Annotated in this window: 13 protein-coding genes and 1 riboswitch; of the genes, 9 read left to right on the plus strand and 4 right to left on the minus strand. The window is 40.8% G+C overall.

Annotated elements, in window-relative coordinates; translation table 11 throughout:
- Positions 1–7 precede the first annotated feature (7 nt).
- From CUU66_RS11995 to CUU66_RS12010, 4 genes are all read right to left on the minus strand, one after another.
- Positions 8–1051 (minus strand): ArsR/SmtB family transcription factor, encoded by a 1044-nt coding sequence (locus CUU66_RS11995; RefSeq protein ID WP_101642438.1) that lies wholly within the window; start codon positions 1049–1051, stop codon positions 8–10.
- 151 nt (positions 1052–1202) lie between these two features.
- Entirely contained in the window at positions 1203–1619 is a 417-nt protein-coding gene (locus CUU66_RS12000) for an NUDIX hydrolase (protein WP_101642440.1), read from the minus strand.
- Complete coding sequence (locus tag CUU66_RS12005; protein ID WP_101642441.1) at positions 1619–2047, minus strand: ester cyclase; 429 nt, start codon at positions 2045–2047, stop codon at positions 1619–1621. Before CUU66_RS12005 ends, CUU66_RS12000 begins: the two co-directional genes overlap by 1 nt.
- A gap of 148 nt (positions 2048–2195) precedes the next feature.
- The gene (locus CUU66_RS12010) at positions 2196–2462 is read right to left on the minus strand and encodes a hypothetical protein (RefSeq protein ID WP_101642443.1); all 267 of its coding nucleotides are present in this window, start codon (positions 2460–2462) and stop codon (positions 2196–2198) included.
- A gap of 104 nt (positions 2463–2566) precedes the next feature.
- On the opposite strand from CUU66_RS12010, the gene CUU66_RS12015 reads away from it, so the two are divergent.
- The 9 genes from CUU66_RS12015 to CUU66_RS12055 all read left to right on the plus strand — a co-directional run bounded on the left by CUU66_RS12015 (position 2567) and on the right by CUU66_RS12055 (position 17678).
- A complete protein-coding gene (locus tag CUU66_RS12015; protein WP_101642445.1) occupies positions 2567–4054 on the plus strand; it encodes a TIGR02677 family protein in 1488 nt (495 codons plus the stop codon).
- A gap of 3 nt (positions 4055–4057) precedes the next feature.
- Positions 4058–5227, plus strand: coding sequence for a TIGR02678 family protein (locus CUU66_RS12020; RefSeq protein ID WP_101642447.1), 1170 nt, complete (start codon positions 4058–4060; stop codon positions 5225–5227).
- Positions 5214–9326, plus strand: a complete 4113-nt coding sequence (locus CUU66_RS12025) for a TIGR02680 family protein (RefSeq protein WP_101642449.1) — start codon at positions 5214–5216, stop codon at positions 9324–9326. The genes CUU66_RS12020 and CUU66_RS12025 overlap by 14 nt, the downstream gene beginning before the upstream one ends.
- Before the next feature lie 5 nt (positions 9327–9331).
- Positions 9332–10609, plus strand: a complete 1278-nt coding sequence (locus CUU66_RS12030) for a TIGR02679 family protein (RefSeq protein ID WP_180955263.1) — start codon at positions 9332–9334, stop codon at positions 10607–10609.
- Between the two features lie 175 nt (positions 10610–10784).
- Entirely contained in the window at positions 10785–12155 is a 1371-nt protein-coding gene (gene rlmD, locus CUU66_RS12035; RefSeq protein ID WP_101642454.1) for a 23S rRNA (uracil(1939)-C(5))-methyltransferase RlmD, read from the plus strand.
- A 91-nt stretch (positions 12156–12246) separates the two neighbouring features.
- A complete protein-coding gene (locus tag CUU66_RS12040) occupies positions 12247–12744 on the plus strand; it encodes a DUF1456 family protein (protein ID WP_101642456.1) in 498 nt (165 codons plus the stop codon).
- A 24-nt stretch (positions 12745–12768) separates the two neighbouring features.
- Positions 12769–13476, plus strand: a complete 708-nt coding sequence (locus tag CUU66_RS12045; protein WP_101642458.1) for a M48 family metallopeptidase — start codon at positions 12769–12771, stop codon at positions 13474–13476.
- Positions 13477–13970: 494 nt separating this feature from the next.
- Positions 13971–15899, plus strand: coding sequence for a ribosomal protection-like ABC-F family protein (gene abc-f, locus CUU66_RS12050; protein ID WP_101642460.1), 1929 nt, complete (start codon positions 13971–13973; stop codon positions 15897–15899).
- Positions 15900–16190: 291 nt separating this feature from the next.
- Positions 16191–16292: riboswitch (purine riboswitch) on the plus strand.
- 90 nt (positions 16293–16382) lie between these two features.
- Positions 16383–17678 carry an NCS2 family permease gene (locus CUU66_RS12055; RefSeq protein WP_101642462.1) on the plus strand — a complete coding sequence of 432 codons (1296 nt, stop codon included), beginning with the start codon at positions 16383–16385 and terminating at the stop codon, positions 17676–17678.
- The last annotated feature ends 144 nt before the right edge of the window (positions 17679–17822 follow it).

Here is a 17822-nt window from a genome sequence, read left to right on the forward strand (position 1 = left end):
CCTCTCCTTAGGTCTTATCCGCTTCATATATAAACTGTTCTAATAAAGGCATAGCGATAAATTGGCTGATATCGGCCCTTAGGCCCTCCATGCGCTCCCGGTTGCCTGAATAAAATACGTAGTAGCCTTTTCTCTCTCCAGAAACTAATCCGGCCTGCTGAAGCAATTTAATATGACCGGAAATAGTAGCTTCAGTCAGCCCATATGTTTCGGCCAGCTGTTTGGTGCTGTATGGATGATAGAGAACATCCCGCAATATTTTAAAACGGGTCGCTTCGCCTAATGCTTTTAACATTAAAATTAAATCAACAGGTGGTTCATCTGATATAACCACGTCTGGTACAGCTATATGCAGCCCGAGACAAATTCTCCCTGGATAAACGCCAAGCATAACATGAGGGGTGATGAAAGTGGAAGGCTGCAGAGTAATATGGTCATACTCTTTTAAAGTAAATTGATAGGTTTCCCCTTTTTGTACTTTAATCCGCTGAGAATCTACCGTTATATCCGGATGGATTTCATTAAGAGCCCATATCTTTGAAGAATCAAGTTTTTGTTGAAAAGATCTGGAAGCTGCAGTGATCCACGGCTGAATCCGAAAAAGCTCTCGGGCGAAAACTAGTTTGTTATATTCATAAAATAATTCTTGAAGCTTCGACTGCCATTGACCGGGACGGCTGACCAAATCCTTTTGCATATTGGATAGAGGAGAAGTACGGTTGTCTTTCCTCCACTCCTTAATCTCATCTAAGGAAAATCGTTCACCTAACAGATAAAAGAGGAAGGGATCGTGGGGCATCGAGCAGATAAATTCAATAGCCTCTTCTACGTTTTCTTCATTTAGCTGATATTCATTGCAGATATTTACGACATAAAACCAATCATAAAAAAGTGATCCGAGTGAACGGATTTCCTTAAGCATTTGCTTTGGCAGCAGGCGCTCAGTTTCTTCAGCCCACTTTCTTCGATACGGATGGTGGGCACTATTGCAGAGAACATGCATACTAGCGAGCATTTCGGTAAAGGGAGAAAACTGTATAGTAATAAACATTGGCTCACCTTCTACTGATTAGTCATTTGCCTAATCAATTTTTTTATTGGGGAAAATTAAGGATAATCTAATGCATGTGAGGGAGAATGTCAACGTTTTCTTTGTACAAGAATAAATAAGCGCCTGGACATATTGATGTCCAGGCGTCTTGTCAGCATTTGCCTTGATATGTGTAAGGAGCAGAAACAGTAAGGAGCCCCTCTGCACCGCAAGGGATATAATGCATATATTTATTTGCTGTTTCGAGATTCACCCATTTCACTTCAGAGATTTCGGCTGGGTCTTGTACCGCAGGAATTCCGTCAACGACTCGTGCCTCAAATGTAAACATGACCGCGTGATGATCTCTCTCTTGGAACAACGCTTCATTTACTGCAAGAACATTACCTGCCTCAACCGTCAAACCGGTTTCTTCTCTTGTTTCCCGGATAACAGCGTCATGAAGAGATTCTCCTGCTTCGACTTCTCCTCCAGGCAATGTCCATACTCCCGGAAGATTGTGAACCATTAGTACTTTTTCTTCTGTTTCATCGTAAATAAAGGCGTAAGCTACTTTAACATGTTTCATTAGAACACCTCATGCGTTTCTTTCGGAAGAGCACCCAGGTTATATAGAATCGCTGCATCGCTGTTCTCGCACCATAACTCGCTGACTTTTCCATCTTTAAACACAAAAATCATAATTCCTGTTTCTTTGACCCGCTGATTTTCAGCAGGGATGTTGAACCAGCCGCCTTTGTAGGTCATCCAGCCGGTATATCGCACAGCCAGTTTTTCTCCTTGTTCAATGAAATCATTAAGCTCCCAAGTATCATCATGGAACACTTCACGATACCAGCTCATAAAAGACTTCATCTGTTCGCGGCCAGAATCACCACCCCTTCCATGATACGTAAAATCTTCAGCTGTTAGTTCATTTAGTATTGCAGTATTTCCTTTCGTAAAATACTCATTGAACCAAAGCTTTGCAATGGCAAGTTTGTTTGCGCTTATCATAGAACACACTCCTAAAATGTATCTATGTACATATTCGATTTCGGCAAGCCAGTGTCCTTTTGCATCCTATGTCGAAGCTGTGACTTTTTGAAAGGGATTGATCATTTAGTACTTACAGAAATACAAATTACCGGTGAAGGTTAGGAATCTATTGAAAAAGTAGGTCCAATGAAATTTCCGCCGAAATGGATTCTGGTTCCTCTTCTTCTGTAACTACTACTCCACATTTGTCACATGAAATAAAGGTATCATTTAAATGAAAGCCCACATACCCATGAGTGGATTCCTGAATATCCCATATGGTCTCCCAATCTATTTCAAAATGGTAATCACATTGCCTGCAATAAAATGAGGCTGTTCCAAATTCCTTCTTCTTTTGTTTCTGTTTTTGTTTTCTTTTCTTACTCTTACACACAGTGTATTCTCCCTGAATTTTAGTAGTTTTCCATTTATTTTCCGACAAGTTTCACTGAATTTCAATTACAATAATAGTAAATAGTTAACTTTGGCGGTGAAAATATGAGCTTATATACAATGAAAAAGGTGATAGAAGCAAGCTATTTAACAGCTGAGAAAGCGTGGAGCTATAGGACGATTCTACGATTCTTTTTCGGAGAACATGAACGGATGAGAGATTTTATTACTCCAGAGGAAATTTATCAATTTGTTAGAACGATCCCAGAGTTTCATGCATATAGCGAGGAGCAGCTTCACTTAGATCTTGCTCAGCTTGTTAAATGGAATAACTTAATTGCCCGGCAGGATATGGGCAATGCGAAAACAGTGGAGGAATATAAGAAGAAGCGTTTTCGTTACCAATGTACCCCTTATACTGTTGAAATTGAACGGATGCTTCAAAGGTTAGAGGGGTTGGGAGATTCTTTTCAAGGATCACTTGAACGTACTCAATTTGATAGGGTGCTTCAGGCGCTTATTAAACTGGAGGATATGAAGCAGAATTTACAGCTTGAGAAAGCTGAGGAGGCTGCCCAGATGTGGGAGGATCTTTTTAGTTATTTCCGTAATATCAGACAAAGTACGGCTGATTACATAGCTTATGTAAATAGTGAGAAAGCAGAAGAACAGATGCAGACGGAAGCGTTTCTAGTTTATAAGAACCAATTTACCGCTTATCTTCGGGACTTTATTGTTTCGCTTCAAAAAACGAGTATGCAAATTCAACAGCGGCTTAACGACTTAAGTGAAGGGGGAATGGAAGCCTTCTTTACAAAGGTTGTACAGCATAAAATGTCGACACCGAGACTTGAGGAAATCAGCCTATCGGAGGATGAACTACTAAATGAACAGGAAGGTCTCTGGGGTTCTTTGTGCCACTGGTTCCTTGGTAGTCCTAACCAGCAAAGTGAGCTCGATTTACTACAGATTCAGACGAATGAGATGATCAGGAGGATTACCCGCTTTGTACAGCGAATAGGAGAACGGAATCAAAACTTTAGAAGCAGGAAAAAGGATTATCTTCATTTAGCTAAATGGTTTTACGAAATGGAAGATCAGCAAGAGGCCCATAAGCTTTCGTCCATCGTTTTTGGAACATTAGAAACCAGGCATCTATTTTTTGAAGGGACACGAACAGAGGATATTTATTCTGATATCTGGGATGAACATCCTCTTGAAATGACAATTAAGCCAAGAATCAATCAGTATCGGGAGAAAACCAAACCAGGTGCTATCATCGCTAATTCTGAAGAAAAGGAGGCTCTAAAGAGAAAATATCTTCAGGAGCTTGAAGAAGAACAAGAGATGATTGAGAAATATATAGTTAATCAGAAAATCACGATTTCAGAGCTTCCAATAGTAGAGCCAAATGTCAGGAAAATGCTCCTTACCTGGATAGGTAAATCGATGACCAGCAGGGAAAACATAGTTAAGACCAATTACGGAACGATTGTAAAGGTTTTTCTTCATAGAAATAGGCGGGTTATTCTTGAAGCTGAAGACGGGAAACTAGAAATGCCGGATGCTGAGCTGGTTTTTATGGGAGGATAGAACATGGAGCAAAATTTATTTGATGATAAGGCGAAACAAGGTCTTCAGCTGCTTTTTGACCATTACTGGATTCTTCGGAATGAAAAACCTGAGTGGTACCAGCTGATCCGGGAACGGGAGAAAGTATTGCGCCGTTATATAGATGAGAAATTTGGCTTAAGGCTGATTATTCATCGCCATTTTGCCAAGTTAGAAAAAATACCAGTCGAACCGGAGTCTTGGATGGGCATCCAGCATTTCCAGGAACCGCTGGATTACGCGATCTTTTGCTGTGCACTGGCGTTTCTAGAGAGTAAAGCGGTTGATGAACAGTTTTTGCTATCTGAGTTCTGTGAAGAAATACGCGCAGAGTTTCCTGGAGAGCTTTCCCTGGACTGGACCTTATATGCTAACAGGAAATCATTGGTACGGGCTGTCCAAGTGTTGATTGATTTTAAGCTAATGAAACAAATTGACGGAGATGTAAATAAATTTGATAACAACCAGGAAGAAGAGGCGCTTTATCAGGTGACCACTTACAGCCGCTATTTTATGCGCTCGTATCCTGAGGATTTATTTAACTATGAAGAATGGAATCAGATTTTAAATGAAGAGTGGGAAATGCAGACAGACGATGAGAGGAGAAAACGTGTGTACAGGAAATTGTTCATGTCTCCTGCTGTTTATCGCAATGACAGTAATGATCCAGACTTCCTGTACATAAGAAATTTTCGTAACCGGATAAATGATGATATCGAAAAGCATACAAACTATCATTTCTCTCTTTATAAAAATACGGCCATGCTTACTGTACCAGAGCCGAAAGCTTATCATACTCTTTTTCCTAATCAAAAGGCTTCCAGTGATTTAGTTCTTCAACTTTCGGCTTTCATTCATGAACATATAGCTGTCTACCCCAGAAATGAATGGGGAGAGGTCATATTGACAGAAGAGGGCTTTGATCAAATTCTCCTCGAGATGAAAGAACGCCTTAGTTTGGGATGGGCAAAGCTATACCGGGAAGGAACGCTGCAATCAGTACGGAAGGAGCTGCTGTCAGTTCTTGAGGATTGGCTAATGGCAGAATACGAAGCCTCAATGGGAATCATCACATTAAAACCCTTGCTAGGCTTGCTGACAGGAGTATATCCCCAGGATTTTAGAGAAGGAGTTGTAAACAATGGAGACAAATAAGTGGAAAATGAACCGGGCTGGTCTTATTAATTTTTGGTACTACGACGAAGAAATATTTGATTCCTCAGATGGAAGGCTATTGCTCCGCGGCAGCAATGGATCGGGAAAATCGGTAACGATGCAAAGCTTTCTTCCTGTTTTGCTCGATGGCAAAAAATCTCCAGACCGGCTGGATCCCTTTGGCTCTAAAGCAAGAAGAATGGAAGATTATCTTCTTGGTGAAAAAGACGTGGGCGGCCGGGATGAAAGAACAGGTTATCTTTTTATAGAGTATAAAAAAGAATTAAGCAATCAGTACATTACGACTGGGATTGGGCTTCAGGCCAAACGACATAAAGAAATGAAGTTTTGGGGATTCGTAATCACGGATAATAGGAGAATCGGCCAGGACTTTCAGCTGTATCAAACCCATCACTCTGATAAAATACCTCTTTCTGTAAAAGAGCTCGAAAATCGGCTTGGGAATGGGGGACAGGTGGTACGAAGCCAGCGTGAATATATGGCTCTTGTTAATAAGTATGTGTTTGGCTTTCAGTCATTGGATTCGTATGAGGAGCTCATTAAGCTTCTTATTCAGCTGAGGAGCCCTAAGTTGTCAAAAGATTTTAGGCCTACAGTCATCTATGAAATCCTTGAATCAGCACTGCCCCCTCTTGCTGATGATGACCTTCGCCACCTGTCAGATACTATTGAAAATATGGATCAGGCACGCCAGCAGCTGGAACAATTGGAGCGCGAGCAAAAGTCGGCAGCGAAACTGGTGTCTGTATATGATCAATATAATAGATATCTATTGGCTCAGAAAGCGGAATCAGTTCTTAAAACTGAGGATAGATTTAAAATAGCACAAGATAACAAGATGGCCGCTGAAAGGGCTATAAAGGAGCTGTCCGAGGAAATTGGTTTCCTTGAAGACTCCAGATCTAAGCTGGATATAAGAAAAAGGGTAGCACAAGGGGAAAGAGACCGCCTCAGCCGCCATGAAGTATGGACGTTGCAGGAAACATTAACAAAAACAGAACAGCATATACAAGCCCTTAAGCAAGATTTATTAAGAAAAAGAGAACAGCTGGATTACAAGAAAAGACAGGAACGCCAACAGCAGGTAAAGCTCGATGAGACAGAAGCTAATATCAATCACTTTATCCGAGAAACGGACGAATATATCCAGGAAATGAATGTGGATGCGCGAGATTCCGGCTTCTCTCAGCATGAAGTCAATGTTGCTGATTTTAACAGAGCTGGAAAAGGAGCATTTGACTTCACTGTCTGGCAAAAAGAAGTTTCTGAATTCACTAGTCTTCTAGAAGAAGTGAAAGATGATTTTGTCCGGCAAAAACAATATAGCGATGAAATGGAACGAAAATACAAGGAGTCTTCTGAGTTAAAAGAAGCTATTGATAAAATGAGGAATGAACAATCGGATTATGAAAAGCTGTTTGAGAGTGACAAACAGAAACTTGAGGAAAAAATTTACCGCTGGATTAAAGAACATGAAGAATTTGCAATAAGCGAAGAAATGATACGAGAGATTTCACGGGCGATTCAGTTCCTTTATGAGACATCTAGTTTTGAACACATTAAATCATTCATTTCTGATTCCGTACAAGGATATCAAGAGAAGCTTCTCAGCCAAAAAGCGGTGCTGAAAAGCGGGCTCCGAACTAAGCTGCAGAGGAATGCGGACTTAGAAGAAGAAAAACTTCAGTGGGAAAACATGACAGACCCAGAACCCGAACGTGCCGAAGCAACCCGTGTATACCGTGAGTCATTGAAGTCAGAAGGGAAGGCATTTATCCCTTTTTATGCGGCGGTAGAGTTCCATGATCAAGTGACAGATCAACTCAAAGAAAGAGTGGAAGCTGCATTAGGGGAAGCTGGCATTCTGGACAGCCTTATTGTTCCGGAAAATGACGGGATACAGGACGACCGGTGTATCGTTCCGAATCCATCCATGATGGGCCATACTCTGGCGGATTACCTTAAACCGGACATAGATAACTGCCACCATATTTCTCAGGAGCTGATCGATGATGTTCTCCGCAGTATTCTGATTGAGGATCCTGCATCTGCATCAGGAGATGGGAATATGTGCATTGATGAGAATGGGCGTTATCGTCTGGGTGGCTTATTAGGACATGCTCCCAGCTATGGAACTTCCCGCTTCATAGGGAGATCATCACGAAAACGGTATCAACAGGAGAAAATAAGAGAATTGGAAGCAGAAATTGAAAAGATTAGACTTGAAATCAGCCAGTATCAAAAGGGTATTGAACAATTCGAACATGCTTTAAGTATATCTAAAACGTGGCGAGAACACTTTCCATCAGATCAAGATCTTCAGGAAATAGACAAGAATATAAGGCAGATTTCTTATCAGCTTAAGGAAAAACAGCATACTCTAGCCAAAGTGGATGAACATTACAAGACTGCAGTAGCTGAATTTCAGTTCCTAAAACAGAAGATAAAAGTGAAAACGGTGCATGTTTTAATAAAGAAAGATCTTCAATCATTCCAGGAGGCGCTGAGAAGTATAAAGAGCTATAGGGAATTCCTGAATAAATTGGATAAAACCAAAAATAGCATTACCCATTCCTACCGTGAGCAGGAAACCTTACTAGAAAGACTGGAGGAAATACAAGAGGAAATTATGGAGGGGACTGGCCTTTATAATATTCAGGGTGAAGAAATCAACAAAACAGCTGCCGAAATTCAAACGATCCATAATCAATTAAAGTTAAAAGGGATAGATGAAGTCCGTACTAGAATTAAGGAAGTACAGGATGAATTGTCAGAAGTGGAATCTAGTCTTGATCGGGTAAAGAATGATCTTCCCACAAAACTGGTTCAAAAAGAACAGCTTAAGAAAGATTTGGAAGTTATTGTCAGGGAACTTGAATTCTGGACTCTATTACTGAAAAACTGGCAGGAAGCCCTTGCACACGAGCTGTCGAATGGTTTTATACAGGAGATAGAAAACCATCCAAAAGAAATCTCGCAAAGGTTTATGGAAGATTATCGAAAATACGACCGTCAGAAAGTCAGCGAGCAGCTGACCAAAACCTATTTTAATGAACAACCTCAGTTAATGGAATATAAGTTAACTGAATACGATAGAAGCCATGAAGAACCCGTATGGTTTAAGAAAGAAGGCTGGACGGAGGAACACCGTGTTCATATGGAGCGGTGGAGCCAGCAGAACAGACGTAAAATTATGGTTATGGAATATCACGGACAGAAAGTGAGTCCGTATTTTGTAAGTGAAGCCCTAAATCAAGAGCTTAGAAATCAGCAGCTTTGGCTGGATGAGCAGGATCGGAATCTTTATGAAGATATTATTTTAAAGTCTGTAGGGGGAATATTAAGAACCCGAATCCAGCGTGCTGAAAGATGGGTCAAACAGATGAATACACTGATGGAAAGCAGAAACAGTTCATCTGGACTTACTTTTTCCATTGCGTGGAAGCCGCTTACTGCTGAATCAGAAACAGAAATGGATACTAAAGAATTGGTCGGGCTTTTACAAATGAATAGCAAGTTTTTAACTGAAGAGAACCTTGAAAAAATTACCCGCCACTTCCAGTCGAAAATTCTAAGGGCAAAGGATATTATTGAGCTCCGGAATGAAGGGAATACCCTGCACCAGGTGTTAAAGGAAGTCCTTGATTACCGAAAGTGGTTCTCTTTCGTCTTATCGTACCGCAGGGAAAGAGAACCTAAACGGGAAATGACGAATAATGCATTTTATAAGTTCAGCGGCGGCGAAAAGGCGATGGCAATGTACATTCCGTTATTCACGGCAGCTTACTCCCGATATCAGGAAGCAGAAAGTGATGCTCCCTACATTATTTCACTCGATGAAGCATTTGCCGGAGTGGATGAGAACAATATACGTGATATGTTTGAAGTGGTTGAGGAGCTCGGCTTCAATTTTATTATGAATTCCCAGGCCTTATGGGGGGATTACGAAACAATTTCCAATTTATCTATTTGTGAACTCGTGCGTCCCAAAAATGCTGACTTCGTTACGGTCATCCGTTATCACTGGGATGGAAAGACCAAGAACCTTCTTTATAAAGAGCCTATTTTACAGGAGTAATGATTATGAGAGATTACAGTGTTTTTCGCGATGAACCGGGCTTTCACTTATTATTTTCGCGCTTTAGAGCCAAATACCGTTCCCTTGGACGTATAGGAGGGACGGTGAATATTCATGATTTTTCAGACGAAGAAGTGGATTCTGTTAGCGGGTTTTTTGGAGTATCACCTGAGGTCCTTAAGCGAAAAGGGACAATTTCTTTAAAACACTTTGAACAAAGGCTTTCAGAGACTAATCTAGCTGGCGTAACACTAATACTATTGCTGGAAGAATATTTTGGTGAAAATCTTATTTCAAAAGAAGAGGAAGAGTTTGAGCGAAAAGCTCAGAAGGAAAGGTTTTATCAGGACTTTATAGACGATTTTCCGATTCTGGCCGTTTGGTTTAAAAAGATATCGAAGGGCACTCCTGACACAAGATTTATAGCCAATCTCTATAAGCAGGATAAAAGTAATCTGGAAAAAATGCTGGATCTGGCAGCGGCTGCCTATACAATGCTACCACCGACGGGGACCTATGAAAGACTACCTTTATTTTCTCAAAGAGTCAGCGGAAATCCACATGCCTTTGATATTCATACAATTCAGGGTAAAATTTTCTTGAATATGCTCTCCAGTAATATCGGAGCAGGGGAATCTGCAATGCTAAATAATATAGAGCAGATAAACGATTTATTGTTAAAGTATGGACTTCTTAGAGATGATTTATGGAGCTTTGTCACCTGTTCAGGATTATTAGCCTTCGAGAAAGACAGAGTACATCCAGTATGGGTAGCTGCAGCTGAGTGCAATACCGTTCTTAACATTCCAGTAAGAGAACTAACATCTCTTGACAGGATACAGCCACTAAAGGGGCACAAGGTATACATTGTTGAAAACTCAGGAGTCTGTTCTGCTTTAATGGATGAATTGCCAGATAAAGCGATTGTCTGCACACACGGTCAATTTAGAGCTGCAAGCTGGATATTCTTTAGCCTTCTAACAAAATCAGATTGTATGATTTATTATGCAGGGGATCTAGATCCTGAAGGAGTTCTAATGGCTCAGCGTCTAAAAAAACGGTATCCCCAGCATGTAAAGCTCTGGCGGATGGATGAAGAATCCTACCAGACCGCCTTATCTTCTGAACCCGTAGCAGACAGGCTTACACAATTAAAGAACTTAGATGACGTAGACTTATTAAAGGTAGCTAATGCTATGTCCACAACAGGATACGCAGCTTACCAGGAAGGCCTGGTTGATCTGCTTAAGATGGATATAATAACTGATACTGATATAAGGTAAAAAAGCATACTGGCAGCAGCCAGAATGCTTTTTTACCTTATATGAAAATAAAATCCAGATATGATAAAATCATGTACAGTGTTTGAAGGGATCTGAACTTAAGAAAACCATTCATAGATATGTGAATAATAAAAAGCGCCTGCAGGGCGCCTCTAATAGAAAAGGACGTATGCAGATGAAAAGAACAGCACCTGTAGCAAAAAATGATTTTGTGGATGTGGTGTTTGAGGATTTGACCCATGAAGGGGCTGGCGTTGCCAAGGTGGATGGCTATCCGATTTTTGTGCCTAATGTGCTCCCAGGGGAAAAGGCGAAGATTAAAGTCCTTAAAGCGAACAAGGGGTATGGATTTGGGCGGCTGGTTGAAATTTATACAGAGAGCCCGTACCGAGTGGACTTGTCTCAAAAAGACCCTAGTCTCTATGGCGGGTGCCAGATCCAGCATATGAGCTATGAGGGCCAGCTTACATTTAAAGAAAAACAAGTCCGGGAAGTCTTAAAGCGTATTGGCAAGCTTGAGGATGTGAGCGTGCATCCAATTATCGGCATGGACAAGCCCATGCATTACCGGAATAAAGCGCAGGTTCCAGTCGGTGAAGAAGAAGGAGTTCTGATTGCGGGTTTTTTCAAGCCTCGGACCCACGAGATTGTGGATGCAAAAGAAAGCATCATCCAGGACCCGGTTATTAACGAAACGGTCCAGACCGTAAAAGAAATCTGCAGCGAGCTGGGCATCCCCGCTTATAATGAAGAAACGCACAAAGGGGTGCTGCGCCATATCATGGCCCGCTTTGGTAAAGTGAGCGGCGAAGTTATGGTGGTGATCATCACCCGGACGGCCGAACTGCCATTTAAGGAGCGCATTATTGAAGAAATCGCAGCTAGAGTCCCGTATGTAAAGTCTATCGTACAAAATATCAACACAAAAAAAACGAATGTCATATTTGGCGAAGAAACACGGACTCTTTGGGGCAGTGAAGTAATCTACGATCGTATAGGCGATATCAACTTTGCCATTTCTGCCCGTTCTTTTTATCAGGTAAACCCAGAGCAGACCAAGGTGCTTTACGATAAAGCATTGGAATATGCTGAACTCACTGGCGAGGAAAACGTTATTGATGCTTATTGCGGTATCGGGACGATTTCTTTATTCCTCGCGCAAAAGGCTAAGAAAGTATTTGGAGTGGAAATTGTTCCCCAAGCAATAGAAGATGCGAAAAGAAATGCGGAGTTAAACAACATTCAAAACGTAGAATTTGCAGTAGGAGAAGCCGAAGCCGTTATCCCTGAATGGTACAAACAAGGGAATGCGGCCGATGTGCTGGTGGTGGATCCGCCGCGAAAAGGCTGTGACGAAGCTCTTCTTCAGACAATTATAGATATGAAACCGAAAAAAGTAGTGTACGTCTCCTGTAATCCAGCCACTCTTGCAAGAGATTTGCGGGTGCTTGAGGACGGCGGATACAAAACGGTGGAAGTACAGCCAGTGGATATGTTCCCTCAGACGATGCACGTCGAGGCTGTTGCGAGGATAGAACTAAGATAATCGGGGAAAAAAGTGTGTAAAGGTGCTATTCAGACTTTAATAAATAATCAAAAAGTGTTGGCATTTTGGATAGCTTTAAGGAGGAACATGAATGGATAATAACGATATATTAATTCGATTAAGATATGCTCTGGATATAAAAAATTCAGATGTTGTAGAAATATTTAAACTTGGCGGCGTGGAAGTAACGAGGTTAGAAGTACCAAAGATCCTGACTAAATCAAATGAAGATGTGGATGCTGAAGATGACGACAATATAAGAGTTACTAATCGAATGTTAGAGTCATTCTTAAATGGCTTTATTACTTATAAGAGAGGAAAACAAGAACCGAAGCCAGGACAGCCTGATACAGCAATGCCTTCAAATAGTCATGAACATATCAATAATCTTCTGCTAAAGAAAGTGAAAATTGCGCTGGCGTTAACTAGTGAAGATATGATGGATATATTCGAAAAAGCAGGTCTCGTTGTAACCAAGGGAGAACTAGGCGCCTTATTAAGAAAAGAAGGGCATAAGAATTATAAAGAATGCGGTGATAAGTTCGCCAGGAATTTCTTAAAAGGATTAGCGATCAAATACAGGGGATAAGTCTTACAAGATTTTGGTGATTATATGATTCATACTTACTTAGGCGAGACGCTCAGGTTTAATATAGTTTACAAAAAACGGACTTCCGTGAGCATTTCTATAGATTTTTATGGAAATATTGAAGTACAGGCTCCAAAAGGGACACCTGATGACATTGTACTAAAATTATTAGAAGAAAAATGGGATTGGATCCAGCAGCAATCTAAGGAAATGAAGGACAGGCTGCTTGGTCCGCAGGCGAAGACCTACAAGCATGGTGAGGAATTTCTATATCTGGGAAAAACATACCCCATTCAGATCCATACAGATAGTAATGTAGAGCAGGACCATGCCGTGCTTGGGGGAGATCAGCTGCATATATACGTAAATGATCTTGAGGACGAAAAAATTAAACAGACTCTAAAACGTTTTTATTACCAGCAGTGTAAAGCACTGGTTGAAAAGAGCATTGCCTCCTATCAAGGGTATTTCAAAGTAAAACCGCGATCTATCCGTATTTCCGACAGCAAAACGACATGGGGGACCTGTGATTCAAAAAAGCAGTTAACCTTTAATTGGAAGCTTGCCATGGCACCGCCTGAGGTAATCGACTATGTAGTCGTTCACGAAATGTGCCATATGATCCATTTGAATCATGACCGGTCTTTCTGGCGCCTTGTTGGAAAAATCATACCGGATTATAAGTCACGGGAGAGCTGGTTAGCTTTCTCTAATTGGAAAATGACCGTTTGAGAATGATCTGGCTCAGGAATTATCATTGAAAGCGGAACTTTAAAAAGTATTTACAATAAAATAGTAAAGTGAGATAATTAAGAAAATTTCGAAGGAGGGAAGTAAGTTTATGATGCCATCTAATTGCTAAATATTAATTTATTTTAAATTAATATGGATTTTCTATGGAGTGTTCATTTACCTAGTTTTATTAGGTTTATTTGTTATGCTCTTTATGGAATGAAGGCAATTTAGAAGGTAACTTACTTTACTGATATCGAGATTATAATTTGTTTTATACTGCCAGTTTGATAGCTGGTCCAAGGTATATAGGCGGAGTATGCTTTCCTGAGCTTATCTCTCCAAATAAATTATATTCGCTGTGTATTGAAGACTGTAAGAAGAAACCATCTTCTTATGGTCTTTTTTGTTATACAACTAAATAGTAATGAAGTTTCTTCTTTGTCCTGTCCATAAATGCATAACGTACATTATGGATGAAAGAGGGAAATTACATGCTTGAAATGAAATTGAATGGCATTAAAAAATATATGGAAGCCACACTTGTCCTAAAAAACATTAGCTTTGAAGCGTATGAAGGAGAGAAGATTGGGATTGTAGGTGGAAATGGAAGCGGCAAGAGTACGATTCTCAAATTGATTGCCGGGATAGAGCCGATGCATTACTATCCGGGGTATCCGCAGACGTCAAGCCCCGGTTATGATGAAGGTCTTATTCACTTGCCAAGAGGAACAAGCCGGGCCTATCTTGAACAAACTCCCGTATATCCGGAGGGCCTAAAGGTAGTTGATGTATTAAATCTGGCGTTTGAAGAGATTAACAGTATAGAAATTCACATGCGGGAATTAGAAGAACAAATGAAGACCCTGGAGGATACTGCCCTTGAGAAAGCTTTAGGCAAGTACAGTAACTTAGTCCAATCATTTGAAGTGAAGGGTGGATATGATCGCGACGAAAAATTAAGCAAGATCTGCACAGGCTTGAAATTTGACGAAAGTTTCTTAAAGAAGGATTTTGACCTTTTAAGCGGCGGTGAAAAAACTACCGTAGTGCTTGGAAAGCTCCTGATTCATAATCCGGACCTATTGCTTCTGGATGAGCCCACGAACCACCTGGATATGGATTCAGTCGAATGGCTCGAGGGCTACCTTAAAAGTTTTAAAGGAATGGTTATCATTGTGTCCCATGACCGATATTTTCTGGACAATGTAGTGACTAAAATTGTGGAAATAGAAGATATGGAGTCCATAACCTATAAGGGCAATTATTCATCTTATGTCAGCCAAAAGGAAGAAAATTTGCGGATTCAATATGAACATTTCAGAGAGCAGCAAAAGAAGATAAGTAATATGGAACAAACCGTAACGAGTTTGAGGGACTGGGCAATGCGGGCCGATAATAACAAGTTCTTCCGAAGAGCGGCAAGCATCCAAAAGAAGCTCGATAAACTGGACCGGATTGAAAAACCGAGTTTTGAGAGACGGAATATGAAGCTGAATGTAAAAGCTGCACATCGTTCTGGAAATGAAACCATCAAGGCAGAGCAGCTATCAAAAAGCTATGAAGATAAAGTGATATTTAAGAACACCGATTTGATGATCAATTTCGGCGAAAGAGTGGGACTAATTGGCCCGAACGGCAGCGGGAAAACAACTTTTTTAAGGATGCTGTTAGGTGAAGAAGATCCCGATGCTGGAGTCGTAGGACTGGGTGCTAATGTGATGGCGGCCTATTTACCTCAGAAAATTTCATTTAGTAATGAAGAGCTGACAGTCCTCGAAGCTTTTCGGGAGGATATTAGCATCCTTGAGGGGAAAGCGCGTGAATATCTTTCCAAATTCATGTTTTATAAAAAGAGCGTCTTCAAAAAAGTAAAGCATCTATCGGGGGGAGAGAGAATAAGGTTAAAGCTAGGGATGCTGTTATATCAAGATATTAATTTATTAATACTGGATGAGCCGACAAACCATCTTGATATTGATTCCATCGAAACTCTTGAGGAAGCACTGGAAGACTTTAAGGGCACTATATTTTTCATCTCTCACGACAGATATTTTATTAATAAAATCGGTAAGAGAGTGGTTGCAGTGGAAGGCTGTTCACTTAAAAGCTATCCAGGGAATTACGATTACTATAAAAGCGTTAAACAGAATGCAGCCTTACTGGACACGATAAAACCTATCGTAAATCGTGAAAAAGGCAAGAAGCAAAAAAGTATTCCAGAAGGTATTAAGAAGGAAGAAGAGGAAAGTAAAGTTCTGCTAAAGATTGAGACCCTTGAAAATGAAATCAGAGAAATCAATGAGGCCATGGCTGCGAACAATATTCAATATGAGGAACTTAATTGGATGTATAACAGGAAACAGGAATTAACGGAAGAACTGGATTCCGTTATGGATCTGTGGATCAAAATCAGTAAGTGAATTGAATCAAGATAAGCATGAAATTTCAGAGGATCTGCGCGAAAGATTAGTTGCGGGCCGCCACAAGGAGTAACGGAGATTCCGATATTTGGCAGTAAATGAACCCGCATTGGAGCTAAACGATTTCGAATTTCAGGTTTGCCGGCTTGGCGGGAAACTAAATTAAGCAATGTGCAAATTAGTTTGGCTTAAGCATACATTCCAAGGATTACCTTGTAAGAATAAACTTAATTGCACGAAAATAATCTATGTTATTGACGCAGTCCTATATACCTGATACTATTTTCACTATTATTTAATAGTAGATTACCTTGTATAAGTTCAAGAATATGGCTTGAACGTCTCTACCAGGCTGCCGTAAATAGTCTGTCTACAAGGGGCAATGATATAGGCGTTTTTAGCCGTGCGATTGTCCTTTGCAGACTCCTCCGACAGCAAGTCGGAGGATTTTTTTTTTTTCTAAATGGATTCGGAGGACACATCATGAGAAATTACTTTCAATTTTCCGAACGTAATACTACGTATAAACAAGAAAGTATTGCGGGCATCACAACGTTTTTATCAATGGCATATATCCTGGTTGTCAACCCGGTCATTTTAAGCCAGTCGGGCATGGACAAAGGTGCAGTTTTCACGGCAACAGCCTTGTCCGCCATCATTGGTTCCCTCTTAATAGGGTTGATTGCCAATTACCCGATCGGGATAGCCCCGAGCATGGGCATTAATGCGTTTTTCACCTTTACGGTCTGCATCGGTATGAAAATACCATGGGAAACTACATTAACCGGTGTGTTTATAGCGGGTGTATTATTCATGATATTAAGCTTGTTAAAAATCCGCGAAAAGATCATCAATAGTATCCCGCAGGATCTAAAGCATGCCATTGCCGGCGGAATCGGGTTTTTCGTTGCTTTTATCGGCTTGAAAAATGCCGGGATTGTCACGGCGAATCAAGACACATTTGTTGCGCTCGGAAACTTTAAATCTGCTCCGACCCTGCTCGCCATTACCGGGTTCATCATTACAGTCATTCTATTACATAGAGGATTAAAGGGAGGTATTTTCTTTGGGATGGTACTGTCGACCATTATTGGAGTCCTATTTGGAGTGATTGAAACTCCTAAAGCGGTCATTGGAAAAATTCCAAGTCTGGAACCAACCTTTGGAGTGGTTTTCAGCCATATGGACGACGTCTTTTCTCCGAAAGTGCTTGCTGTCATTTTTACCTTTTTATTCGTAGCCTTTTTTGATACAGCCGGTGCGTTAATTGCCATCGCGAGCCAGGCAGGGCTTATGAAGAATAACGAGATTCCGAATGCGGGCAAAGCTCTGCTTGCAGACTCTGCTGCAGCCACTGTCGGAGCGGTTCTGGGGACATCCACCACGGCTTCAATGGTGGAATCTACTGCTGGAATTGCAGTAGGCGGCCGGACAGGATTTACTTCCGTTGTGATTGCAGCCGGCTTCGTTGTTTCATTATTCTTCTCACCTATTCTATCTATTGTTACCCCTGAAGTAACAGCTCCAGCCCTTATCATCGTCGGTGCAATGATGGCGACCGAGATAAGCCGGATCAATTGGAGCAACGTGGCCATTGTCATTCCAAGCTTTGTCACGATCATTATGATGCCATTATCCTATAGTGTTGCAACAGGGATTGCCCTAGGTTTTATTCTATATCCGGTCAGCATGATTGCCATGAAAAAAACCAAAGAAATCCATCCGATTATGTATGTTCTGTTTTTAATCTTTATTGGTTATTTTGTATATGTGATTTAATCAAGTTGATAGCAGCCATTGATGCTGCACTAAGGTAAACCTAAAAGAAAGCAGGAGCCAATTTGGTTCCTGCTTTTTTTTTGGCTAACTTAGTTTTCTGTACTAAATTAATCCTATTTCCAGTGTATTCTATTCTAAAAGACT

The organism is Peribacillus deserti (assembly GCF_002863585.1).
GTDB lineage: Bacteria > Bacillota > Bacilli > Bacillales > DSM-1321 > Paraperibacillus > Paraperibacillus deserti_A.